A 22,488-nucleotide genomic window follows, 5' to 3' on the forward strand; every position below is an offset into this window, starting at 1 on the left:
GGCGGGTGCCGGGGCAGGGTCGTGTGGCCCTCAGGCGGCCGCGCCGCCATCCCTGCCGGCAGCGGTTGCGAACAAGGCTGCGGCGGCATCATAGAGCGCCAGCCGGGTCTCGGGCCGTTCCATCATGATCTCGTGCGCGGCGCCGGCGACCTCGACCAGCCGGCCATCGGGCCAGCGCGCCACGAGGGCGCGAATCGACTGGCTGTCGACGATGCGTTCGCCCGAACCGATCCAGGCCTCGCAGCGGATCGCGGGCGGCGGCAGGGTCTGCAATTCGCGGATCTCGCGCAGGGCGGCATTCAGCCAGCTCATCGACGGGCCGCCGAGAGACAGCTCGGGCTGGGCCGCAATCTGTTGGCGCATCCAGTCGAACATCTCGGGATCTGTGGTCAGGGTGTTGTCCGCAAAGGGCGTGACCGAGATATAGTTCGCCGGCCGCGTGCCCGGCGCATAGGTGTGGCCATAGCCCGTCGCGTGGCTGAGTGCCGAGAGGATACGCGCGACGGGGCGTATCGCGGGATGCAGCCGGATCCCCCACATCGGCGCGGTGAACAGCGCGGCCGCAACCGGCAGCCCCTGATGAATGGCGCGCAACCCGATTGCGCCCCCCATGGAATGGCCGATCAGAAAATAGGGGCGCGGCAGGTTCCAGGCCTCGACTGCCGCCATCAGGGCATCGACGTCGCGCTGATATTCCGCGAACGTGCCGACATGGCCGGTTGCCGGATCGTCGAGCATCCGGTCCGACAGGCCCTGACCGCGCCAGTCGATGCTGACGCAGGCAAAACCCCGCCGGGCCAGATCGGTCGCGGCGGGGCCGTATTTCTCGACGAATTCGGTGCGCCCGGGAAACAGCAATACAGTGCCGAGGCAACGCGCCCCGGTCGCTGGCCCCAGTACCGCCAGCCTGAGCCGGACGCCATCCGCCGATTCGGTCCAGACCGCCATTGCGCCCTCGGGCGCTGTTGTGATCTCGCCGTGAAAAGGGGCAGGTTGCATCCGGATTGGGCTCAGGACAGCACGGATCCCAGTTGCATCGCCATGCCCATATCGCCCTCGACGGTCAGCTTGCCCATCATGAAGGCCGCCGTCGGGTTCAGGTCGCCATCGAGGATCGAGCGGAACGTGTCGGCATCGGCGGTCAGAACGACGTCGGCCTCGTCGTCGCCGGCCCGAACGCCCGCGCCGTCGATCATGATCGTGCCTTCGCCGGGGATCACGAACTTCGCCGTCCCATCGATTTTGCCATCGATCCGTTCGCCGAGGGCCGTAACGGCCTTGTCGATCATGTCGCTCATCGCTGGTTCTCCGCTTGTTGTGATTGCGGGAAAGATTGGCTTTCCCCGGATATGCGCTAGTCTTGCGACGTTATGATTGCACGCGCCACTCGCCACAACAAAGTCTTTGCCGCACTTGTTGCCGCATCCGCAGGCATTGCCGTGGGGTCATTTCCCTGCGTGGCCCAGCAAGGTCCTGACGGCGCCGCGCCGTCGGATCTGCAGACCCCGCTCGAGATGCAGCGGCCGGTCGAGCCGGAACCTGACATCGCGGCGCCGGCCGAGATCGATCATCTTCTGGCGGAACTGGCACGACCCGATCAGCCGGGATGGGAGCAGATCGAACAGAGCATCCTGCGGGAATGGTCGCATTCCGGCTCGGCCTCGATGGATCTGCTGCTGCTGCGGGGCAGAAAAGCCATGGCCGAAGGCGATCTCGACGCCGCAATCGAACATTTCACGGCGCTGACCGATCACGCCCCGGACTTTGCCGAGGGCTGGAACGCCCGCGCGACCGCCTATTTCTATGCCGGCTACTACGGTCTTTCGATCTCCGACATCCAGCACGCGCTGATGCTGAACCCCAGGCATTTCGGCGCGCTCTCGGGGCTTGGCTTCATGCTCGATACGCTTGGCTACGAGAGCGAGGCGCTCGAGGCGCTGCGGGCGGTCGAAGCTATACATCCGCACCGGCCGGAAGTAATAGACGCGATAGAGCGGCTTGAGAAAACCGTCGAGGGCGAGCGGCTCTGACGTCGCCGCCCCGGCCTGAAGGGACCCCGGATGTTGCGCAACACCACCGTGACCGCGGTGCTGGGTCCCACCAACACGGGCAAGACCCACTATGCCATCGACCGGATGCTGGCGCACCGCACCGGCGTGATCGGCCTGCCGCTGCGTCTGCTGGCGCGCGAGGTCTATGACCGGATCGTCGCCCTGCGCGGCCCCTCGGTGGTGGCGCTGGTCACCGGCGAGGAACGCATCGTGCCCGAGCGCACCCAGTACTGGGTCTGCACGGTCGAATCGATGCCGACCGATATCGGCGCCGATTTCCTTGCCGTGGACGAGATCCAGCTCTGTGCCGACCCCGAGCGTGGCCATATCTTTACCGACCGGCTGTTGCATGCTCGCGGCCTGCACGAGACGCTGTTCCTTGGCGCCGACACCATGCGGGGCGCCATCGCGACGCTGGTGCCGAACGTCCAGTTCCTGTGGCGCGAGCGATTCTCGGAACTGACCTATTCGGGATCGCGCAAGATCAGCCGGATGCCGCCGCGCGCGGCCATTGTCGGGTTCTCGGTCGAGAACGTCTATGCCATCGCCGAACTGCTGCGCCGGCTCAAGGGCGGGGCGGCCGTGGTGATGGGGGCGCTCAGCCCGCGCACCCGAAACGCCCAGGTCGAGCTTTATCAGAACGGCGATGTCGATTATCTGGTGGCGACAGACGCGATCGGCATGGGCCTGAACCTCGATGTCACCCATGTCGCCTTTTCGGCGCTGCGGAAGTTCGACGGCCACCGCATGCGCGAACTTTCGCCGAACGAACTCGCGCAGATCGCCGGGCGCGCCGGGCGCTACAAGACCGATGGCACCTTCGGGGTCACGGGCGAGGCAAGCCCGCTTGACGACGAGGTGGTCGAGGCAATCGAGAACCACCGCTTCACCCCGGTGCGCAAGCTGCAGTGGCGCAATTCCGATCTGAGCTTCGGCTCGATCGACCGGCTGATGGCCTCGCTCGAGGCGCCCGCAACCGATGAATTGCTGACCCGAACCCGCGATAACGACGATATTATGGCGCTGCGCACCCTGTCGCGCCTGCCCGAAGTGACGATCCGGCTGCGCGGGCCGCAGGATGTGCGCAAGCTGTGGGATGTCTGCCGGATCCCCGATTTCCGCGGCATCAGCCACTCGGAACATGCTTCGCTTCTCGAACGGATTTTCGGCTTCCTGCACGAATGGGGGCGGGTGCCCGACGATTGGCTGGCCGATCAGGTGCGCAGGATCGACCGGACGGAAGGCGACATTGACACACTTTCCAAGAGATTGGCCTATATTCGCACATGGACATATGTCGCGCAGCGCCATGGCTGGGTCGATGACGAAAGCCATTGGCGCGGCGAGACTCGCGCGATAGAAGACCGCCTGTCAGATGCCCTTCACGGCGCGCTGACACAAAGATTTGTTGACCGGCGCACTTCGGTTCTGTTGCGGCGGTTGAAGCAGAAGGAGGGCCTTGTGGCCGAGGTGAACGACAAGGGCGAAGTGACGATCGAAGAGCAGTTCGTCGGCCGTCTGCAGGGGTTCCGGTTCCACCAGGACCCGAACGCCACCCCCGAGGAAGCCAAGACCCTGCGCCAGGCTGCGTTGCAGGCGCTGGCTCCGGAATTCAACCTGCGTGCGGATCGCTTCTACAACGCGCCGGACACCGAGATCGACTTTACCGAGCAGGGCGGCCTGATGTGGGGCCAGAATGCTGTCGGCAAGCTCGTGAAGGGCAGCGATGCGCTGAAGCCGCAGGTCCAGCCCTTCGTCGATGAAGAGGCCGGCCCCGATGTCGCCGCCAAGGTGGCGCGCCGGTTGCAGCACTTCATCGACCGCAAGGTCGCAACCCTCTTTGAACCGCTGCTGGCGATGGAGCGTGACGAGGGCCTGTCCGGGCTGTCGCGCGGCTTTGCCTTCCAGCTTGCCGAGTCGTTCGGTGTCCTGACCCGCGACCGGGTGGCCACCGACGTCAAGGCGCTCGATCAGGAATCCCGCGGCGCGCTGCGCAAGCATGGTGTCCGCTTCGGGCAATACACGATCTTCCTGCCGCTGCTGCTGAAGCCGGCGCCAACCCGGCTGCGGCTGGTGTTGTGGTCGCTCTGGAACGGGCTCGATACCTTCCCCGAGGCGCCGCCGCCGGGGCTGGTGACGGTGCCCGTGCCCGAAGGCACGCCCGACGCGCACGCGACCATGGCGGGCTATCGGATCTCGGGCCTGCGCGCGATCCGCATCGACATGCTCGAACGTCTGGCCGACCAGCTTCGCGCCGAGGACAGCCGTGCCGGGTTCGAAGCCAAGCCCGACATGCTCTCGATCACCGGAATGACGCTCGAACAATTCTCCGAGCTGATGCAGGGGCTCGGCTATCGTGCCGAGCGCGGTGAACGGCCAAAGGTCAAGAACCCGCCCGAGGGTGCCGCACCAGAGGCGGCCGCCGACGCGACCGGGGAGGGGGCAGATGCCCCCGCCGTCGAGACCGAGGGTGCCACGCCCGACGCAGACAGCGATTCCGAGGCGTCGAAGGCCCCTGTCGAAGCACTGGAGACGCCCGAAGCCCCTGACGTTGCAACGGCAGAGGTCGCAGAGCCGGTCGAGACCGATCCGGTCGCCGAGGCCCCGGCCGAGGCCTCGTCCGACGTTGCCGCAGAGCCCGCAGATGAAGCTGTCGCCGAAGCCGTGACCGACCCCGAAGCTGTTGCAGACCAGGAACCCGCCCCGGCTCCCGAACTTGAAGTGTTCTACACCTTCACCTGGGCGCCGCGGCGCCAGGGTGGTGGCCGGCCGCGTCGCGATCACGGGCACGGCGGGCGCGGTGCCGCGGCCGACGGCGCGAAGCCCGAGGGGCAGGGCGAACGGCACGAGGGCAAGCCGCGCGGCAAGGGTGGCAAACGTCCGCCGCGGGGCCAGGACGGCGGCAAGCACGGTCAGGGCGGACCCAAGGGCAAGCCCAAGGGCGACCGCGGCCAGGAGCCCCGGAGCTATGAGGCCCGCCCGCCCCGCAAGGAAAAGCCGATCGATCCCGACAACCCCTTCGCCGCCGCGCTGATGGGGTTGAGAGACAAGAAGTGACAGCGACCGGGCGGACGAGGATGGCAACGCCATGACCTTGCCCGCCCCAAGCCTGCGGATCGACAAGTGGCTCTGGCAGGCGCGGTTCTTCAAGACCCGCAGCCTGGCGGCAAAGCAGGTCTCGGACGGCAAGGTCCGGGTCAATGCGGTTCGCATCACCAAACCCGCCCGCACGGTCGGCCCGGGGGATGTGCTTACCTTTGTGATGGGCGACGATATCCGCGTCGTGCGGGTGCTGGCGCTTGGCGCTCGTCGCGGTCCGGCCGCCGAGGCACGCCTGCTTTACGAGGATCTGGCCCCGCCACCGACCCGTGCAGAGGCCGCAGAGGCGGCGTCGATGTCCGGCGCGCCGGTTGCCATTCCCGGTCCCAGGCCGACGAAAAAAGAACGCCGCAGATTTACCATTTCCCGGGGCGACCTGCTTGAATAGCCCGGACCGTTGGACTAGGTCACACCAAACGTTGTTCGGAGCCTGCCATGACCTATGTCGTCACGGAAAATTGCATCGCCTGCAAATATACGGATTGTGTCGAGGTCTGCCCCGTCGATTGCTTCTATGAGGGCGAGAACTTTCTGGTGATCCATCCGGACGAGTGCATCGACTGTGGCGTCTGCGAACCGGAATGCCCCGCTGACGCGATTCGGCCCGACACCGAGCCCGAGATGGAGAAGTGGGTCGAGTTGAACCGCAAGTACGCCGAGCTTTGGCCCGTGATCGTGACAAAGAAGGACCCGCTGCCGACCGCCGACGACATGGATGGCAAGCCCGGCAAGATGGATCTGCTGTCCGAAACCCCGGGCGAGGGCGGCTGACAGAGCCACTGGCCTGCAGGGCGGCCGCAATTCCCTGCGCGGGGCCGATGCGCCCTGGGCCCCGGTTCTCCGGGGATATCGCGGCTGCGTGATGTGCCGCAGCGCGGCGCTTTCATTCCGTCGAAAAATGTGGTATACACATCTCACGATGAAAGATCACGACTGACACCCGCAGCAGGGGTATCCGCCTCTGTGGCGGTTTCGTTTGCCCCGAGACCTGAACCTCACCGGTAACATCTGTTTTCCGGCGGGGTTTTTGCCGGTTTGGTGGCTGCCTTGCAAGAGGACGACATGACAAAGACCAAGAAACCCGAGTTTCGCCCCAATGACTTCGTGGTCTATCCTGCCCACGGCGTCGGCAGGATCATTTCCATTGAGGAGCAAGAGATTGCTGGCCTCTCGCTCGAACTGTTCGTCATCTCCTTCGAGAAGGACAAGATGACGCTTCGCGTGCCGACCCACAAGGCCACCGAAATCGGGATGCGCAGCCTCAGCTCGCCCGACGTCGTATCCCGGGCGATGAAGACGCTCAAGGGCAAGGCCAAGGTAAAGCGCGCGATGTGGTCGCGCCGGGCCCAGGAATACGAACAGAAGATCAACTCGGGCGACCTGATCTCGATCGCCGAGGTTGTCCGCGACCTGCATCGCACCGATGACCAGCGCGAGCAATCCTATTCCGAGCGGCAACTCTATGAGGCCGCTCTCGAACGGCTGACCCGCGAGATCGCCGCCGTTTCGGGCCTTGGCGAGGGCGATGCCCAGAAGGAAGTCGACGAGGTTCTGGTCAACCGCGCCGCCTGATCCTTTCCAAAGCACTGCAGATCGAGGCCGTGGCATCCGCCGCGGCCTTCGTCGTTTCGGGGCTCAACCCGGCAACGCGGTCGCAAGCGTCAGGCAGGCGATCTCGGCCATCTGTTGCGTGGCGCCCAGGATGTCGCCGGTCTGTCCGCCGATTTTGGCGCGCGCGATGGCCGCAGAGCCCGCAGCCGCCGCAACGGCCACCAGCGCCAGTGCCAGCGCCGCAGGCCCCGCCACCGCCACCGAGAGCCCGAGCGCCAGCATCGCCGCCAGCACTGCCGTTGCGGTGCGCGGGCGGCCGATCCCGCGCGACAATCCGCCGTCGCGCGCATTCGGCAGCGCGGCCATGACCCCGACCATGACCGCCCGGCTCAGCAGGGCGGCCGCCACCATCGCCGGCAGCAGCATCGCCGGGTCAAGCGCGGCCAGCGCCGCCCACCGCAACCCGACCGACAGGATCAGCGCCAGCGTGCCATAGGCACCCATCCGGCTGTCCTTCATGATCTCGAGCCGCCGCTCGCGGCTCCAGCCGCCCCAGAGTCCGTCGGCGGCGTCGGCCAACCCGTCCTCGTGCATCGCGCCCGTCAGCACGATCTGCGCAGTCAGCGCCAGTCCGGCGGCAACCCCGGCGGGCAGCCCCAATGCGGCGGCGCCCCAACCGATCCCGCCCGCAATCATGGCCGCGGCCAGGCCCGCCAGCGGATAGGCCCAGGCCGCCCCCGCGCCGCGGGCCTGCGCGAAACCGGCATCGACCGGCACCGGCAACCGGGTCAGAAGCCCCAATGCCAATGGGATATCGCGCCGCGCGACGAGGGCTGTGGGTGTCTGCATGGGCCGGCTCCTTCATCGGGGATAACCCCTTGTCTTCACGGGCATAGAAGCCCAGACACGCCGAAACAAGAGTGAGGCTGATCATGTCAGAACGTCCCCCCCTTTCCGATCTTGCCGCTGTGCGGGCCGCGTTGAGCGATCTTCCGGCGCCCGATGCGGCCGCGATGGCGGCAGCGTCCGAGCGTAACGCGATGCTGACCAAGCCCGCGGGCTCTCTCGGGCGGCTGGAGGATCTGGCGCAGTGGTATGCGGGCTGGCGCGGAAGTGCCACGCCGGTGATCGCCCGGCCCCAGGTCATCGTCTTTGCCGGCAACCATGGCGTCGCTGCGCGCGGTGTCTCGGCCTTTCCGGCCGACGTGACGGCGCAGATGGTGGCCAATTTCCGGGCCGGTGGTGCCGCGATCAACCAGTTGGCGGGGCTTGCCGGGGCACGAATCGATGTGGTCGCGCTCGACCTCGACCGCCCGACGGCGGATTTCACCGAAACCGCCGCGATGACCGAGGCGGATCTGGCCGCGGCCCTCAACGCCGGCAGCGCCGCGGTCGATCCCGAGGCCGACCTGCTGGTCGTGGGCGAAATGGGGATCGGCAATACAACCGCGGCGGCGGCAATCGCGGCGGCGCTCTATGGTGGCGATGTCGCAACCTGGGTCGGCCGCGGCACCGGTGTCGACGATGACGGCATCGCGCGCAAATGCGCGGTCGTCGCGGCCGGGCTTGCCACCCACAGCGCCGCGCTTGGCGATCCGCTCGAGGTGCTGCGCCGGCTTGGCGGACGCGAGATTGCGGCGATGTCGGGTGCAATCCTGGCCGCGCGCCATCTGCGCATTCCGGTGATCCTCGACGGCTTCATCTGCACCGCCGCGGCCGCGGTTCTCGAATCCGCCTGCCCGGGCGCGCTCGATCACGCGATTGCCGGGCATGTCTCGGCCGAGACCGCGCATCCGGTGCTGCTGGAACGGCTGGGCAAACAGCCGTTGCTGTCGCTCGGGCTGCGGCTGGGCGAGGGGACGGGCGCGGCCCTTGCCATCGGTATCCTGAAGGGGGCTGTCGCCTGCCAGACCGGCATGGCGACGTTTGCAGAGGCGGGCGTTTCGGCGGGCTAAGCCGCAGGGCCGCTCACGCCACCGTCTTCGGGACGGTTTCGGCGCGGGTGGCCTGCTCCTCTTCCTCCATCACAGAGACAAACGCGGTTTCGAGTTCCTTGTTCAGTTCTCGGGCCCGCGCCATGTAGGCGGCGTTCTGCCGCAGTGGCAGGTTCGGTTTCCAGAGCGGCGCAAGCTCGCGCATCGTCATCCGGTCGTGCTTATAGAAAGCATGTTCGATCTCGCTTGCCTCGAATTCTGAAAAATCCATGTTTTCCAGAACATACCGGGCGGCACGAAGGGATGAGTCGAACATCTCGCGGACGATGTCGTCGGCCCCTGCCTGGAACAGTTCATAGACATGCACCCGGTCATGGGCGCGGGCGACGATATGCAGGTCGGGCCGCTGAGAGCGGGCATATTTGACCAGCCGGGTGGTGGCATGGGGGTCGTCGAGCGCCGCGACCAGCACGCGCGCCTCCTTCAGCCCGGCTGCATGCAGAAGCACCGGCCGCGTCGGATCACCATAGAATGCCTTGAACCCGAACTGGCGCATCAATTCGACCGCCGCCAGATCGTGGTCGAGCACGGTCGGCTTCACCCCGCCCATTTGCAGCATCCTGTTGACGATCTGCCCGAACCGGCCGATCCCGGCGATGATGACCGGGCCCGTGTGGTCGATCTGATCCGGGCTGTGGGTGTCGGTGGCGTCCTTGTGTTCGCCGATCCGGTGGGCAAGCCAGTCGTACAGAATGAACAGCAGCGGGGTCAGCAGCATCGACAGCGCGATCACCAGCAGCATGATCTGGCTGAGCCGGGGCGGCAGCACGTTCTCGACCCGCGCGAAGGACGTCATCACGAAACCGAATTCGCCGGCCTGCGCAAGCCCGAGGGTGAACAGCCATTTGTCGCGCCGCTTGAGCCTGAAGGTGCGGGCCAGAAGATAGAGAACGCCGCCCTTGATCAGCACCAGTGCCAGCGTCACCCCGACCACGATGCCGGCATTGTCCGCCATCACCTGAAAATCGATCCCGGCCCCGACGGTCATGAAGAACAGGCCGAGCAGCAGGCCCTTGAAGGGTTCGATATTGGCCTCGAGCTCGTGGCGGAACTCCGACGAGGCCAGCACGACGCCGGCAAGGAAGGCGCCAAGCGCGGGCGACAGCCCGATCATCGTCATCAGAAGCGCGATCGAGATCACGATCAGCAGGGCCGCGGCGGTGTGGATCTCGCGCAGCTTGGCCATATGAATGTACCGGAAGATCGGCCGCGACAGATAGGTTCCGGCGAGGATCACCGCGACGATGGTCGACAGGATGACCAGAGTCGCCTGCCAGCCCGGCAGGCCGTGGATCAGCGTGGCAGGGGCATGCGCCTCGGCCGCCCCGGCGATTGGCGAGCTGCGCACAATCGCCCCCGAGGCGTCCAGATAGGGCGCCGCGGGCAGCGCCAGCAGCGGCATCAGCGCCAGCATCGGGATCACGGCGATGTCCTGGGTCAGCAGAACCGAGAACGTCGCCTTGCCGCCCGTGGTCCGCATCAGCCCCTTTTCCGACAGCGTCTGCAGCACGATTGCTGTCGAGGACAGCGACAGGATCATCCCCAGGACCAGCGCGACGTTGAAGGTCTGGCCGAAGGCAAAGGCCAAACCCGTCACCGCGGCCGTCGTCAGTGCGATCTGCATGCCGCCGAGCCCCAGCAGCTTGTCGCGCATCGCCCACAGCACCCGCGGCTCCAGTTCGAGCCCGATCAGGAACAGCATCATCACCACGCCGAATTCGCCGTAGTGCTGCAAGGTTTCGGTCTCGGCCCCGATCAGGCCCAGCAGCGGACCGATCGCAATCCCGGCCAGAAGATAGCCCAGAACCGAGCCGAGCCTGAGCCGCGCGGCAATCGGAACGCCCACCACGGCTGCCACCAACAGCAACGTCGCCTGGTCGAAGAATCCTTCCATTGCCCGTCCTCTGCCCGTCGCGGCGGGGCCTGCGTCCGCTTTGTCGTCCGACTTTCCGTCGCCGGGCGGGGCCGGCGCGCTCAAGGCGATCCAGATTCTCCTACCCGCTTGCCGGGGCCGATGTCCACGCACAGGACGGGCAATCATCGACAGGCCAGGGGCCGTGACGGTCGCGGCGGCGCCATTGGGGTCTGGCGGCCTAGCCCTTGGGCATGTTCAGCGTGACGTTCCGCCCGCTCTTGGAATAGATCAACTCGCTGTCGCCGATTGCGGCGACCCGGCCGCCGTCGATCCTGTCGCCGATCTTGACCTTGATGTATTTGCCCGAGGGCAGGCGGACCAGCGCCCGCCGGTCGTTCGATCCGCCGTAGACGCCAATCAGCGCCACCTTGTTCAACGCAATCGCGTTGTTCAGCGTCGCCCGCCGCGCCACCGAGGCCGAGGTCGGGACGGCAGGCGAAACCCGCTGGGCGCGCGAGACCGCCGGCCCCTTCGATTCGCCCTCGTCATCGGACAGTTCCTCGGCGGTTGCTGTCGATGCCGCGGCTGCTGCGGCGACCTTTTTCTGTCGCGCCAGTTCGGCTGCCGCCTTCGCCTCGGCGTCGGCCTGCGCCCTGGCGGCGGCCTCTGCGGCTTTTGCCTCGCGGCGTTCGTCGCGCTCGTTCAGCCGCTCGGCCCGGTCGGCCAGTTGCGCCATGTTCGACGGACGATCCTGCGGCACCGGCGAGACAGGGATCGCGCGCCGTGTGGCACCGGCGAGGTCGGCGGCAAGGGCCTCCTTCTGGGCGGCCACGGCTGCCGCAAGCGACGCCGCGGCCAGTTTCTGCGGGTTCGGCACCGGAGCTGCCGCCTGGCGCACGGCATCGTCGGTCGCGAGCCTGTCAATGGCCGCAGCCGAGGCCGCATCGGCCGCTCTCTGGGCCTGTTCGGTGGCGTCGCTCTGCGTCTTGCTCAGGGCGGCGGCGGTTTCCTGGATCGACGGCGGCCGGACCTTGGGCCGCAGCTGCGCCAGCTCGACCTTGGTCAGTCCGCCCAGCACCGCCTTCTCGTTGGTTTCGACCAGATCTCCGGGCCGACCCTTGGGCCGGATACCGGCAAGCGGATCGTCCGCCTTGCCGACAAGGGGCGTCTCCTCGGGTTGCAGCGATTGCGGCCGGGCGGGGGGCACCACCACCGGCGCGCCGCTGTAGATCCGGATCCCGTCGGGCGTCACGCTGCCCGCCTCGGTCGGAACGACACGTCCGTCGGGGCCGAGCGCGGGTTTCTGCGCCGGATGCGGCGGAGCGGCGGGGATCCGCGGCCGGCTGTCGACCGCCGGCAGGTCGTCGGGCAGCAGGAAGGCGTCGTGTTCGGGCACGTCGGGGTCGATCGAGGCGATATACACATCGTCGATCTGGTCGTCGCCGGGGACATAGCCCTGATCGGGCGCACGCTGCCAGATGCCGCTGGTGGCATAGGCGGCCTGGGCCTCGATCGGATTGAGCAATGCCGCCGACGCGTCTTCGGCTGCCAGCGGCAGGTCGGCCAGCGCCTCGGGGTCGATCCCCTCGTCGGTCGTCGAGGACGCCCCGTATTCGGCCAGATCGGTCACGGTCTGGTCAGCATCCGGGTCAAAGGCGGGGTCGGCGGACAGCTCCGCGGCCGAGGTTCCGCCCGGCTCGGTCAGTGCGCTGTCCGTGGTCAGATCGCTTTTGCCGTCAAAGACAAGGCCGCGCAGCGCCCAGACACCAAGGGCAAGGACGATCATGGCGACGGCGGCTGGAATGATCCGGCGCGAAAGGCTTGGACGGCGCGGGGCGCCGCGGGCGCCGAAGATGGTCAGCGCCTCGGCCTCGCTGCGACGCTCGGCCCGCAGCGTGGCGGCACTTGGGGCGGCGGGGCCGGTGGCCTTGCTTGCAACCTTGGTGTTGACCGCGGGTCTTGCGGGGGCCGCGGCGACGGTTTGGGACGCGGCGAAAGTCTGGGCTGCAGCCGCTGCGGAACCGGCGGTCGTGCGCGCGAGGCTGGCAGACGGGGTGGGGGGAGAGGAAACCGGAACCGATGCGGCGGCGGGATCCGTCTCGGCGACGGGCATCGTGCTGCCGGGCCGCTGGGCGACCATGGCCGCACCCTTGACCTTTTCATTGGCCGTCCGGCTCTGAGGGCCGAGCGTCGGCACACCGGGCCGGACCACGGGGCCGGTGGCCGTCACCGGCGGTGCGGCCGACAGCGGCCGGTCCTGCGACGCCTCGGCGGTGGAAGGCAGCGGCGATCCCCGCCGGATCGAGGCAAAGGTCGGGGTCGGCACAGGGGGCGTGGACCGGGACGGAGCCTCGGCAGGCGCGCCGTCAAGAAACGGCGCGTCGCCCGCCGGAAGACCCGGCGCCACAGCCGCCGCCGGCACCGGGTCAGGCTCTGGCAAGGGGGGCAGAGGGGCCGGGGATTCGGCCGCCGCGCCTGCATCGGTTTCAGCGTTGGCGACGTTGCCGGGTCCTGGCGCAATGTGGCCGGGCAGATCGCCGCGGGCGTCAGAATCCGCGGCAACGGGCGCCTGCATCCCGGAGCCAGAGAGGACCACGTCGGCTTCGGCCGGCCCCGCATCAGTGTCCGGCGCTGCCACCTCCGGTTCGGGGCCTTCCACGATTGGCTCGGGCTCGGTGCCTTCGTGTTCGACGGCCTCGTCGTCGTCCAGCAGTTCTTCGGCCATCAGGGTCGCGCCGAACCAGGGTTCGCCCGGATAATCGCCCGGATCGGGGCGGGCGACGAAGGCCACCGGGTTGAACCCATGCTCGCTGGCGAAATCCTCGGCCTCGTCCAGCGTTTCGCGCGCGACCGCCGCGACATGAAGCTGGCCATCCAGCCGAACCCAGTCATAGACCAGATCGACCAGCGCATAGGGGGTCGCCCCGTCGAGCGCATCGGCCACCAGCTGGCCATCGGCGATATCGCCGTCGCCGCCGGCCGGAAGCGTGCTGTAGAGGATCTGGGAATTGGGGACCACGAGTTCGGTGACCAGCGGCGCATCGCCGGCATGGGCCAGCCCGAGCGCGCGCAGATCTTCCAATGCAGCCGCAAGATCCTGTGTGTCGAGCCCAATTCGCCCCAATACCTGCCAGCCGCCCGGCGTGCGTTGCAGCAGGGCGATTTCCTCGTGGCTGAGGGTGAGGGCAAATTTCGGGGTCATCGCGGAGTTCCGGTCCCGTTGGGTTGGCCTCGCAGGCCGCCCGTTGATATCTTCGTTTCGTATAGCAGCATTTTTCTAAAAGAAACAGAATCGGGCCGGAATGACGAGGCCCCGATCACAGAGACTCCGAAGAGGAAAGCAGGATGCGAAGAATACCCACGCTGGCCCTGATACTGGCGCTGATCGCCCCGGTCACCGGGGCATCGGCACAGGATGGCGTCGCGCAACAGGACCCGGGCCGGCTGACGGTAACCGCCGAGGGCAGGGTCGAGGTCGCGCCCGACATGGCGGTGGTGACGCTTGGCGTTGTGGCCGAGGATCCCGACGCCGAGGTCGCGATTGCCCGGATGACAGAGGGCATGGAAGGCGTCATGTCGGTGGTCGAAGCCGCCGGGATCGCGCCGCGCGATGTCCAGACCAGCAGCCTGACGCTGTCGCCGCGCTGGAGCGAGCGGCGCGATGACGATGCCACGCCGCCAAAGATCGAAAGCTTCGTCGCCTCGATGCAGGTCACGCTGCGGCAGCGCGACCTCGACGGGCTCGGGGCGCTGCTGGACCAGGTCGTGAAGGGCGGTGCCAACAGCTTCCGCGGTCTCAGCTTTGATCTGCAAGAACCGCAGGAGGCGGAAGATGCGGCGCGTCTGGCCGCGGTGGCCGAGGCGCGGCGGCGCGCCGAGCTTTATGCCGGGGCGGCGGGGGTGCGGCTTGGCCCGATCCTGACCATCGACGAGATCGGCGGCTCAAGCCCGATGATGTTCAAGTCCGACATGGCGGAGTTCCGCGGTGCCGCGGCAAGCATTCCCGTCGCCTCGGGCGAGTTGTCGATAAGTTCGACCGTCGCCATCACCTGGAGCCTTCTGCCCGCCGAGTGATGACCCTTTGCGGCGCACAAGGCGCGCCGTTCCGGTGCAGATCCGGGGGCCGGGCGATTGTTGCCGGCCCCCGGACCCCGCGATCAGGCAGTGGCCTTGGCAAGCCCCTGGTCGAGATCGGCGATGATGTCATCGGCATCCTCGATCCCGATCGAGACGCGCACCATGTTCGGCGCGGCCCCCGCGGCCACCAGTTGTTCGGGCGACAGCTGGCGGTGGGTGGTCGAGGCCGAGTGGATGATCAGCGACCGCGTGTCGCCAAGGTTGGCCACATGGCTGAACAGTTCGAGCGAATCGACCAGCTTGACGCAGGCCTCGTAGCCGCCCTTGACCGCAAAGGTGAACAGCGCCCCGGCACCCCTCGGGCAGATCCGGGCGGCGCGGTCGTGATAGGGCGAGGAGGGCAGACCGGCATAAGTGACCGAGTCGATCCGGGGATCGTTCTCGAGCCATTCCGCAACCTTGACGGCGTTCGCGACATGTTTCTGCATGCGCAGGCTCAAGGTCTCGATCCCCATCAGCGTATAGTGCGCGCCCTGCGGGTTCATGGTCATGCCGAGATCGCGCAGCCCGACCGCGATCGAATGGAAGGTGAAGGCCATCGGCCCCAGCGCCTCGTGGAACTTCAGCCCGTGATAGGCGGGTTCGGGCGCACTGAGCGAGGGGAACTTGTCGCTGGCCGACCAGTCGAACTTGCCCGAATCGACCACCGCGCCGCCGGTGACGGTGCCGTTGCCGGTCAGGTATTTGGTGGTCGAATGGACGACCAGCGTCGCACCCATCGCGATCGGGTTGCAGAGGTAGGGCGAGGCCGAGGTGTTGTCGACGATCAACGGCACGCCGGCCGCATCGGCAATCGCGGCAAGCGCGGGGATGTCGCTGACATAGCCGCCGGGGTTGGCGATGGTCTCGCAAAAGACCGCCCGCGTGTTGTCGTCGATGGCCGCCGCGACGGCGTCGAGATCGTCGGTGTCGACGAACCGTGCCGACCAGCCAAAGCGTTTGATGGTCTGGCTGAACTGGGTGATCGTGCCGCCATAAAGCCGGGTCGAGGCGACGATGTTCAGACCGGGCCCCATCAGCGGGAACAGCGCCATGATCTGGGCCGCATGCCCGGACGAGCAGCACACAGCGCCCGCGCCACCCTCGAGCGTCGCGATCCGTTCGGCAAGGACCGACACCGTCGGGTTGGTCAGGCGGGAATAGATATAGCCCACCTCCTGCAGGTTGAAGAGTGCCGCGGCGTGGTCGGCGTCCCGAAAGACATAGGCGGTGGTCTGATAGATCGGTGTCTGGCGGGCACCGGTTGCAGGATCGGGGCTGGCCCCCGCATGGATCTGCAGCGTGTCGAATCCGGGTGTGCGGGCGTCGGTCATGGGGCGTTCCTCCTGTTTCGGCCGGAACCCTAGGGGATGGCAGGGACCGGGACAATGTGTGGAAAAGTTCGAATACGGGCTGCGGCTCAGACCCGGGCGGCGAGACGATTCATGATCTCGGCCAGCGCTGCCCGTTCGGCCGCGCCCCAGGGCGCGCGCAGGGATCGGAACAGCGTTGCCTGGCTGCGGTGGATCATCCCGTCCGACAGAACCTTCAGGTGGTTTGCGCGCAGCGTCTCGCCAGTCGAGGTGATGTCGGCCACTGCCTCGGCGGTCAGGTTCTTGACCGTGCCCTCGGTTGCACCCTGACTGTCGACCAGTTGATAATCGGCCACCCCGGCGCCGCGCAGGAATTCCCGCACCAGCCGGTGGTACTTGGTCGCGACCCGCAGCCGGTGGCCATGGACCTTGCGGAACGCCGCCGCCGCCGCGTCGAGGTCTTCGAGCGTGTCGACGTCGATCCAGCATTTCGGCACTGCGATCACCAGATCGGCCTGCCCGAATCCCATGGCGGCGACTTCCTTGACCGTGTCGTCCCAGCCCGCGATCCTTTCGCGCACCAGATCGGTGCCGGTGACGCCCAGATGGATCCGCCCCGCCTCCAGCTCGCGCGGGATCTCGCCTGCGGACAGCAGGACCAGATCGACGCCCTCGATGCCGCCGACGGCGCCTGAATATTCCCGCTCCGACCCGGTGCGGCGAATGTCGAGCCCGCGTGCCCCGAACCAGTCGAAAGTCTTTTCCATCAGCCGGCCCTTCGAGGGCACGCCAAGTTTCAGCCCGCCGTCGGTTTTGCGCAGTGCCGCGCTCGTCGTCGTCACGTCCATGTCGCGCCTCCCGCGATCTCTGCGCCAAGCTCCAGCGCCAGCCCGGGCCGGATCATGCCGCCCACCGCCGGGATCTCGCGGCCACGGCCGAGGATCCGGGTCAGCGCGTCATAGCGCCCGCCCGAGGCGACGGGGGGCAGGTGTGGCCGCCCCGGCGCATAGAAGCCAAACACGAAGCCGTCGTAATATTCCATCGAGGTGCGGCCATAGCTTGCCTCGAACTCCACCCGATCCAGATCGACGCCATGGGCGCGCATCGCGTCGAGCCGCCGTTCCAGCCGGTCGAGCGCGGGGTCGAGCGCCGCCAGATCGACCGCGATGTCGCGCAGCCGCGCCAGCGCATTCGCCGGCGTCTCGCGGATCGACAGCAGATCGTCGATCAGCGCCACCTGACGGGCGGCCAGCGGCGGCGTGCGCGCCTCTTCCTGCAGGGTCTCGATCCGGTGCGCGATCTCGGCCGGCGTGCGCAGCCCGATCACAGGTCCTGTGGCCGCGATCGCCTGCGCCGGCACCTCTTTGCGCATCCGTTCGAGCAGTGCGGTCCGGCTTGCCGCCACCGGCCGGCGCCCGGCATAGCGGTCGAGCAGGGCGCGGAACCGTTTCGGGCGCCAGATGTGGCGCATCAGCGCCGCGCGCCGCGCCGCGGTGGTATCGAGCCCCCTGACAACCGCCGTCAGAAGCCCCATGTCCCCCATCGCCGCGCGCAGACCGAGCGGCGACATCAGCTCGGCGAAACGGGCAAAGACCTCGGCCTCGGCCGCGGCCGGGTCGGGGGCGTCAAAGACCTCGAATCCGGCCTGGAAATATTCGTTGGACCGGCCCGGTTCGGCCACTTCCTGGCGGCGGAAGACCTCGCCCGCATAGGTATAGCGCGCCGGTCCGTTGCCGCGCGCCACATGCATCTGCACCACCGGAACCGTGAAATCGGGGCGCAGCATCTGTTCGCCGCGCAGCGGATCGGCGGTGACATAGGCGCGCGCGCGAATATCCTCGCCATAAAGGTCAAGCAGCGTGTCGGCAGGTTGCAGCACGTCGGGGTCGACGGCTGTGGCGCCGGCCGCCACAAAGGCCGCCTTCAGCCTTGCGGCCTCGGCGCGGACCTGATCCTTGCTTGGCATCTCAGCGCTCCCGTGCCAGCATCGCGGCCACTTCGGCCACAAGATCGGCGCGCGCAATCTCGCGCTGCGCCGGCTGGCTTTTCCATTCCTCAAGGCTCGCCTCGGAGGCGATCTTCGCCCCCAGCACCAGATCCTTGATCTGCACCACGCCGCGCGCCGCCTCGTCCTCGCCCTGGATTACCGCGATGGGCGAGGCCCGTTTGTCGGCGTATTTGAGCTGGTTGCCAAAGTTCTTCGGATTGCCGAGATAGACCTCGGCCCGGATCCCGGCGTGGCGCAACTCGCCCACCATCGCCTGATAATCGGCCATCCGGGCGCGATCCATCACCGTCACGATCACCGGCCCGGCCGAGGCGCCGTCAAGCCGCCCCTTGGCGCGCAGCGCCGCCAGCAGCCGGTCGACCCCGATCGAGATCCCCGTCGCCGGCACGGCCTGCCCGGTGAAGCGCTTGACCAGATCGTCGTAGCGCCCGCCACCGGCGACAGACCCGAAGGACCGCGGGCGGCCTTTCTCGTCCAGCACCTCGAAGGTCAGTTCGGCCTCGAACACGGGCCCGGTGTAGTAGCCAAGGCCACGCACCACGGAGGGGTCGATGACCGCGCGGTCGGGACCGATGCCCTGGGCGCGCAGCAATCCCGCGATCTCTTCGAGTTCGTCGACGCCAGCCTGGCCGGTCGCCGAGGCGCCGACCAGATGACGCAACCGGGTCAGCAGCACATTCTGCGGCACGCCGATCTGCTCGGCCGCTTCCAGTGCGAATTCCGATGACTCGGCCATCAGCGCGGTCAGTTCGTCCGGGGAGATTCCGCCAGCCTCGCCAGCCTCGACAAACGATATCACGATCTCGGCCTGCTCGTCGGACAGCCCGGCGCCATCGGTGAAATCGCCGCTTTCGTCCTTGCGCCCCTCGCCCAGCAGGGCGCGGACGCCCGCAGTGCCCAGCCGGTCAAGCTTGTCGATGGCGCGCAGCACGATGCCGCGTTCGTGCGCGAATTTCTCGGGATCGGCGGGGTCGAGCACGCCGGCGGCTTCCATCACCCCGTTCAGCACCTTGCGGTTGTTGATCCGCACGATGTAGTCGCCGCGCGGGATCCCGACCGCCTCGAGCGTGTCGCAGAGCATGGCGCAAACCTCGGCATCGGCGGCGACGGACGGCGCCCCCACGGTATCGGCATCGCATTGATAGAACTGGCGGAACCGCCCTGGTCCCGGCTTCTCGTTGCGCCAGACCGGCCCCATGGCATAGCGCCGATAGGGGCTTGGCAGGTCGTTGCGATATTGTGCGGCGACCCGGGCGAGCGGGGCCGTCAGGTCATAGCGCAGCGCCAGCCAGTCGCCGTCCTCCTCCCAGGCAAAGACGCCCTCGTTCGGGCGGTCGACATCGGGCAGGAACTTGCCAAGCGCCTCGACCGTCTCGACTGCCGAGGTTTCCAGCGGCTCGAAGCCGTAAAGATGATAGACTTCGGCAATCTTGCCCAGCATCCGGTTGCGCTCGGCCACTTCCGCGCCAAGATAGTCGCGGAAGCCCTTCGGCGTCTCGGCCTTGGGGCGGCGGGGCTTTGTATCCTTGGCCATGGGGGGCGATCCTCGGGTCGGCGTGTCGGGGCTGCGTCTAGCCCAAGGGGGGCTGACCCGCAAGCCGGGCCGGACCCCCGATGGGTGTGGGCAAGACAAGGGAATGATGATGGACTCTACAACAGAGCTTCGGCGGATCGAGGAAGAACTGGCGCATCTGCACCGGCTGGGCGACGAGTTGTCGGACATCGTCGCCCGCCAGTCGGCCGAGATCGATCTGCTGACCCGCCGGGTTGCGATGTTGATGGACCGTGCCGCAAGGTCCGAACAGGAACAGACGGGCGGCGCCGTCTTTGCCGACGAACGCCCGCCTCATTATTGACCGTGCGGGTGCGGGTGCGGGTGTGGGGCCTCGGGGGCCGCTTGGCGATTTGCCGCTGATGCCGGGCAGGGCGGATGCGCCCCCGGTTGGCGGGCAGGGGCATGCGCGGGGGGCGGATCAGCGCAGCAGGTCGCGAAACGCCCGCCGCAGTTCGGCCACGCCGTTCGTCTCGTACCAGCGGCCATGGGCCAGGATCACCCGCTCGGGCCCCCAGCCGATCATCTGTTCCACGGCGGCGCGAAGGCGTTTACGCCCCTTGCGGAAGGTCCAGGCCATGTCCCGCGGCATCTTTCCGTCCGGATCGCGATTGCCGGCCAGCCGCAGCAGCGGCCAGACCCACCACGCCACTTTCGCGCGCTCGAAATTCTCGATCAGGTCGGTCAGGATCAGGGTTCGGCTTGCGGCATGAAAGAACACCGCCTCGCGATGGACCTCGCTGCCCTCGACCAGCATCCAGGCGATCTCGGGCTCCCATGGCGTCGCCGTGCCGGGTTCCAGCAGGTGATCGATCCGCGGCGTTGTGCCGTGGCTCGCCGCGCGCTCGGCCACGCCGGGGGCGGCCCAGACCGTCGCCTCGGGGAATGCCGTGGCCCAGTCGCCCAGGGCCGCATAGTGGATCCAGTTCGGCGCCACCAGATGCGCGACCGGCCCGAGTGCGGTCACGGCCTCCCGTACCGCCGCATTCAGCCGGATCGGCGAATGGACCCAGAGGCTGCCATCGCGCAGCCGGATCACGGTCATCCGGGTCGGGAACGGCAGGTGCAGGAAGGAAATCTCGGGGCCGTCCACCACCCAGATGTCCGGCGCCACCGGTTTCGGCAGATCGAGCGGATCATAAGGCATGGCACCGTTCCCCGTTTTCACCGGCCGCGCCTGATGCGGCGCAACCGTATTCCATCGTCTCTGAATCTTGTGTCAGATATATGAAATTTCTGACACTTGAGGCGGAAACCTAATGCAGAACCTTCACGCCGTGACCAGATTACCCGCCAGCGCCGCGTCGATCAGCGCCACGGTCTCGTCGACACCAAACAGCGCGATGAACCCGCCGAACCGCGGCCCTTGGCTTGCCCCCATCAGCACTTCGTAGATCGCCTTGAACCAGTCCCTGAGCGGATCGAAACCATGCTCCTTGCCGACGGCAAAGACGAGGCCCTGCAGCGCCTCGGCATCGAGCCCGCCATCCCAGCTGCGAAGCCGCTCGGCCAGATCGGCAAGGGCTGCGCGTTCCATGTCGGTCGGTGCCCGGAACACCTTCTCGGGCTTCACGAAGTCGTTGTAATAGCGCACCGCAAATCCCGCCGCCTGATCGAGACCGGGATGGGTTTCGGGCGCGGCATCGGGCGCGTAGCGGCGGATGAAGCCCCAGAGCGTTTCCTTGTCGTCGGCGCCGGCGACAGAGGCGAGGTTCAGCAGCATGGCAAAGCTGACCACCATGTCCGAGGCCGGCACCTCGCCGCCATGGATATGCCAGACCGGATTGGCGAGCCGCGCCTTGGCGTCCTGCCCCGCATAGGCCTGCAATTGCTGATGATATTCGTCGACCGCCTTCGGGATCACGTCGAAATACATCCGCTTGGCGGTCTTCGGCTTTTGGAACATGAAATAGGCAAGGCTTTCGGTCGAGGCATAGGTCAGCCATTCGTCGATCGACAGCCCGTTGCCCTTCGACTTCGAGATCTTTTCGCCGTTCTCGTCGAGGAACAGTTCATAGGTGAAATGCTCGGGTGCAGGCGTGCCGAGGATCTTGCAGATCGCGTCATAGATCGGCGTGTTGGTCGAATGGTCCTTGCCGTACATCTCGAAATCGACACCGAGTGCGGCCCAGCGGGCGCCGAAATCGGGCTTCCACTGCAGCTTCACGTTGCCGCCCGTCACCGGCAGGGTCCATTCGCGCCCCGTCTCGTCGTCGAAGGTGATGGTGCCGTCCTTGGCATCGACATGCTTCAACGGCACATAGAGAACCCGGCCGGTCTCGGGGTGGATCGGCAGGAAGATCGAATAGGTCTGCTGACGCTCCTCGCGCAGCGATTTCAGCATCACCTGCATCAGCGCGTCATAGCGTTCGGCGCAGCGCAGCAGGATCTCGTCGAACTGGCCCGAGCGATAGAAGTCGGTGGCCGAGATGAATTCGTATTCGAACCCGAAGGTGTCGAGGAACCGCCGCAGCATGGCGTTGTTGTGGTGTCCGAAGCTGTCGAACTCGCCGAACGGGTCGGGGACCGAGGTCAGCGGCCGCTGCAGGTGTTCGCGCAGCATCTCCTGGTTCGGCACGTTGTCGGGGACCTTGCGCATCCCGTCGAGGTCGTCCGAGAAACAGAACAGCCGGGTCGGGATGTCGCTGATCTGGGTGAAGGCGTGGCGGATCATCGTGGTGCGCGCGACCTCGCCGAAGGTGCCGATATGGGGCAGGCCAGAGGGGCCATAGCCGGTCTCGAACAGGACATATCCCTTCTCGGGGGGCGTTGTTTCGTACCGTTTCAGCACCCGGCGTGCCTCTTCGAAGGGCCAGGCCTTGGAGGTCATCGCGGCGTCGCGGAATTCGGGCATCTGAAACGGTCTTTCCTGGTCTGACGCGGCCCCATGCCGCGCAAAAGCGGACGGACCCGTTGGTCCGACCGCCGCACTCCCTATTGCGGGGTGGG

Annotated in this window: 19 protein-coding genes; 8 read left to right on the forward strand and 11 right to left on the reverse strand. The window is 67.3% G+C overall.

All coding sequences use genetic code 11. From position 1 onward, the window contains the following. Positions 1–30: 30 nt before the first annotated feature. Both DQG17_RS03890 and DQG17_RS03895 read right to left on the reverse strand, forming a co-directional pair. Positions 31–999, reverse strand: coding sequence for an alpha/beta fold hydrolase (locus DQG17_RS03890; protein WP_116131448.1), 969 nt, complete (start codon positions 997–999; stop codon positions 31–33). 11 nt (positions 1,000–1,010) lie between these two features. Beyond that, the gene (locus DQG17_RS03895) at positions 1,011–1,298 is read right to left on the reverse strand and encodes an SCP2 sterol-binding domain-containing protein (RefSeq protein ID WP_116131449.1); all 288 of its coding nucleotides are present in this window, start codon (positions 1,296–1,298) and stop codon (positions 1,011–1,013) included. A 141-nt stretch (positions 1,299–1,439) separates the two neighbouring features. On the opposite strand from DQG17_RS03895, the gene DQG17_RS03900 reads away from it, so the two are divergent. The 5 genes from DQG17_RS03900 (at position 1,440) to DQG17_RS03920 (ending at position 6,722) form a co-directional block, all read left to right on the forward strand. Then, the gene (locus tag DQG17_RS03900) at positions 1,440–2,030 is read left to right on the forward strand and encodes a tetratricopeptide repeat protein (RefSeq protein ID WP_232829319.1); all 591 of its coding nucleotides are present in this window, start codon (positions 1,440–1,442) and stop codon (positions 2,028–2,030) included. 30 nt (positions 2,031–2,060) lie between these two features. After that, entirely contained in the window at positions 2,061–5,108 is a 3,048-nt protein-coding gene (locus tag DQG17_RS03905) for a helicase-related protein (protein ID WP_116131450.1), read from the forward strand. A gap of 31 nt (positions 5,109–5,139) precedes the next feature. Then, positions 5,140–5,538, forward strand: a complete 399-nt coding sequence (locus DQG17_RS03910; RefSeq protein ID WP_116131451.1) for an RNA-binding S4 domain-containing protein — start codon at positions 5,140–5,142, stop codon at positions 5,536–5,538. Positions 5,539–5,585: 47 nt separating this feature from the next. Next, entirely contained in the window at positions 5,586–5,921 is a 336-nt protein-coding gene (gene fdxA / locus DQG17_RS03915; RefSeq protein WP_116131452.1) for a ferredoxin FdxA, read from the forward strand. 291 nt (positions 5,922–6,212) lie between these two features. Then, on the forward strand, positions 6,213–6,722 hold the full coding sequence (locus DQG17_RS03920; protein ID WP_116131453.1) for a CarD family transcriptional regulator: 510 nt from the start codon (positions 6,213–6,215) through the stop codon (positions 6,720–6,722). 63 nt (positions 6,723–6,785) lie between these two features. Here the strand turns inward: DQG17_RS03920 and DQG17_RS03925 are convergent, their stop codons facing one another. Continuing rightward, positions 6,786–7,550 carry an adenosylcobinamide-GDP ribazoletransferase gene (locus tag DQG17_RS03925; RefSeq protein WP_116131454.1) on the reverse strand — a complete coding sequence of 255 codons (765 nt, stop codon included), beginning with the start codon at positions 7,548–7,550 and terminating at the stop codon, positions 6,786–6,788. A gap of 83 nt (positions 7,551–7,633) precedes the next feature. Here DQG17_RS03925 and cobT point away from each other — a divergent pair, with 83 nt between their 5' ends. Then, positions 7,634–8,656: a nicotinate-nucleotide--dimethylbenzimidazole phosphoribosyltransferase gene (gene cobT, locus DQG17_RS03930; protein WP_116131455.1), complete on the forward strand. Its 1,023-nt coding sequence runs from the start codon at positions 7,634–7,636 to the stop codon at positions 8,654–8,656. A 13-nt stretch (positions 8,657–8,669) separates the two neighbouring features. Here cobT and DQG17_RS03935 read toward each other — a convergent pair whose 3' ends face one another. Both DQG17_RS03935 and DQG17_RS03940 read right to left on the reverse strand, forming a co-directional pair. Next, positions 8,670–10,589 carry a cation:proton antiporter gene (locus DQG17_RS03935; protein ID WP_116131456.1) on the reverse strand — a complete coding sequence of 640 codons (1,920 nt, stop codon included), beginning with the start codon at positions 10,587–10,589 and terminating at the stop codon, positions 8,670–8,672. 199 nt (positions 10,590–10,788) lie between these two features. Next, positions 10,789–13,752 carry a hypothetical protein gene (locus DQG17_RS03940; RefSeq protein WP_116131457.1) on the reverse strand — a complete coding sequence of 988 codons (2,964 nt, stop codon included), beginning with the start codon at positions 13,750–13,752 and terminating at the stop codon, positions 10,789–10,791. A gap of 143 nt (positions 13,753–13,895) precedes the next feature. On the opposite strand from DQG17_RS03940, the gene DQG17_RS03945 reads away from it, so the two are divergent. Next, the gene (locus DQG17_RS03945; RefSeq protein WP_116131458.1) at positions 13,896–14,624 is read left to right on the forward strand and encodes an SIMPL domain-containing protein; all 729 of its coding nucleotides are present in this window, start codon (positions 13,896–13,898) and stop codon (positions 14,622–14,624) included. A gap of 83 nt (positions 14,625–14,707) precedes the next feature. Here the strand turns inward: DQG17_RS03945 and DQG17_RS03950 are convergent, their stop codons facing one another. From DQG17_RS03950 to hisS, 4 genes are all read right to left on the reverse strand, one after another. Further along, positions 14,708–16,000 carry an O-acetylhomoserine aminocarboxypropyltransferase/cysteine synthase family protein gene (locus tag DQG17_RS03950; RefSeq protein ID WP_116131459.1) on the reverse strand — a complete coding sequence of 431 codons (1,293 nt, stop codon included), beginning with the start codon at positions 15,998–16,000 and terminating at the stop codon, positions 14,708–14,710. A gap of 86 nt (positions 16,001–16,086) precedes the next feature. Beyond that, positions 16,087–16,827: an ATP phosphoribosyltransferase gene (gene hisG, locus DQG17_RS03955; RefSeq protein ID WP_116131460.1), complete on the reverse strand. Its 741-nt coding sequence runs from the start codon at positions 16,825–16,827 to the stop codon at positions 16,087–16,089. Beyond that, entirely contained in the window at positions 16,818–17,945 is a 1,128-nt protein-coding gene (locus DQG17_RS03960) for an ATP phosphoribosyltransferase regulatory subunit (RefSeq protein WP_116131461.1), read from the reverse strand. The genes hisG and DQG17_RS03960 overlap by 10 nt, the downstream gene beginning before the upstream one ends. Position 17,946: 1 nt before the next feature. Beyond that, on the reverse strand, positions 17,947–19,521 hold the full coding sequence (gene hisS, locus DQG17_RS03965) for a histidine--tRNA ligase (RefSeq protein ID WP_116131462.1): 1,575 nt from the start codon (positions 19,519–19,521) through the stop codon (positions 17,947–17,949). Between the two features lie 109 nt (positions 19,522–19,630). Between hisS and DQG17_RS03970 the strand changes: the two genes are divergently transcribed. Continuing rightward, entirely contained in the window at positions 19,631–19,843 is a 213-nt protein-coding gene (locus DQG17_RS03970) for a SlyX family protein (RefSeq protein ID WP_116132573.1), read from the forward strand. Positions 19,844–19,960: 117 nt separating this feature from the next. On the opposite strand, the gene DQG17_RS03975 is transcribed toward DQG17_RS03970, so the two are convergent. Together DQG17_RS03975 and DQG17_RS03980 are read right to left on the reverse strand one after the other, a co-directional pair. Then, positions 19,961–20,686, reverse strand: a complete 726-nt coding sequence (locus DQG17_RS03975) for a DUF4336 domain-containing protein (protein WP_116131463.1) — start codon at positions 20,684–20,686, stop codon at positions 19,961–19,963. A 123-nt stretch (positions 20,687–20,809) separates the two neighbouring features. Then, positions 20,810–22,393: a lysine--tRNA ligase gene (locus tag DQG17_RS03980; protein ID WP_116131464.1), complete on the reverse strand. Its 1,584-nt coding sequence runs from the start codon at positions 22,391–22,393 to the stop codon at positions 20,810–20,812. Between the last annotated feature and the right edge of the window lie 95 nt (positions 22,394–22,488).

The sequence above is a fragment of the Tropicimonas sp. IMCC34043 genome (assembly GCF_003390845.1).
In the GTDB taxonomy this organism is placed as follows: domain Bacteria; phylum Pseudomonadota; class Alphaproteobacteria; order Rhodobacterales; family Rhodobacteraceae; genus Tropicimonas.

Coding starts and splice junctions, on each gene's coding strand:
- DQG17_RS03935 (WP_116131456.1), bottom strand. CDS start 10,589: ATGGAAGGATTCTTCGACCAGGCGACGTTGCTGTTGGTGGCAGCCGTG.
- DQG17_RS03925 (WP_116131454.1), bottom strand. CDS start 7,550: ATGCAGACACCCACAGCCCTCGTCGCGCGGCGCGATATCCCATTGGCA.
- DQG17_RS03945 (WP_116131458.1), top strand. CDS start 13,896: ATGCGAAGAATACCCACGCTGGCCCTGATACTGGCGCTGATCGCCCCG.
- DQG17_RS03960 (WP_116131461.1), bottom strand. CDS start 17,945: ATGCCAAGCAAGGATCAGGTCCGCGCCGAGGCCGCAAGGCTGAAGGCG.
- DQG17_RS03975 (WP_116131463.1), bottom strand. CDS start 20,686: ATGCCTTATGATCCGCTCGATCTGCCGAAACCGGTGGCGCCGGACATC.
- DQG17_RS03940 (WP_116131457.1), bottom strand. CDS start 13,752: ATGACCCCGAAATTTGCCCTCACCCTCAGCCACGAGGAAATCGCCCTG.
- DQG17_RS03970 (WP_116132573.1), top strand. CDS start 19,631: ATGGACTCTACAACAGAGCTTCGGCGGATCGAGGAAGAACTGGCGCAT.
- fdxA (WP_116131452.1), top strand. CDS start 5,586: ATGACCTATGTCGTCACGGAAAATTGCATCGCCTGCAAATATACGGAT.
- DQG17_RS03950 (WP_116131459.1), bottom strand. CDS start 16,000: ATGACCGACGCCCGCACACCCGGATTCGACACGCTGCAGATCCATGCG.
- DQG17_RS03895 (WP_116131449.1), bottom strand. CDS start 1,298: ATGAGCGACATGATCGACAAGGCCGTTACGGCCCTCGGCGAACGGATC.
- DQG17_RS03980 (WP_116131464.1), bottom strand. CDS start 22,393: ATGCCCGAATTCCGCGACGCCGCGATGACCTCCAAGGCCTGGCCCTTC.
- hisS (WP_116131462.1), bottom strand. CDS start 19,521: ATGGCCAAGGATACAAAGCCCCGCCGCCCCAAGGCCGAGACGCCGAAG.
- cobT (WP_116131455.1), top strand. CDS start 7,634: ATGTCAGAACGTCCCCCCCTTTCCGATCTTGCCGCTGTGCGGGCCGCG.
- DQG17_RS03910 (WP_116131451.1), top strand. CDS start 5,140: ATGACCTTGCCCGCCCCAAGCCTGCGGATCGACAAGTGGCTCTGGCAG.
- DQG17_RS03890 (WP_116131448.1), bottom strand. CDS start 999: ATGCAACCTGCCCCTTTTCACGGCGAGATCACAACAGCGCCCGAGGGC.
- DQG17_RS03920 (WP_116131453.1), top strand. CDS start 6,213: ATGACAAAGACCAAGAAACCCGAGTTTCGCCCCAATGACTTCGTGGTC.
- DQG17_RS03905 (WP_116131450.1), top strand. CDS start 2,061: ATGTTGCGCAACACCACCGTGACCGCGGTGCTGGGTCCCACCAACACG.
- hisG (WP_116131460.1), bottom strand. CDS start 16,827: ATGGACGTGACGACGACGAGCGCGGCACTGCGCAAAACCGACGGCGGG.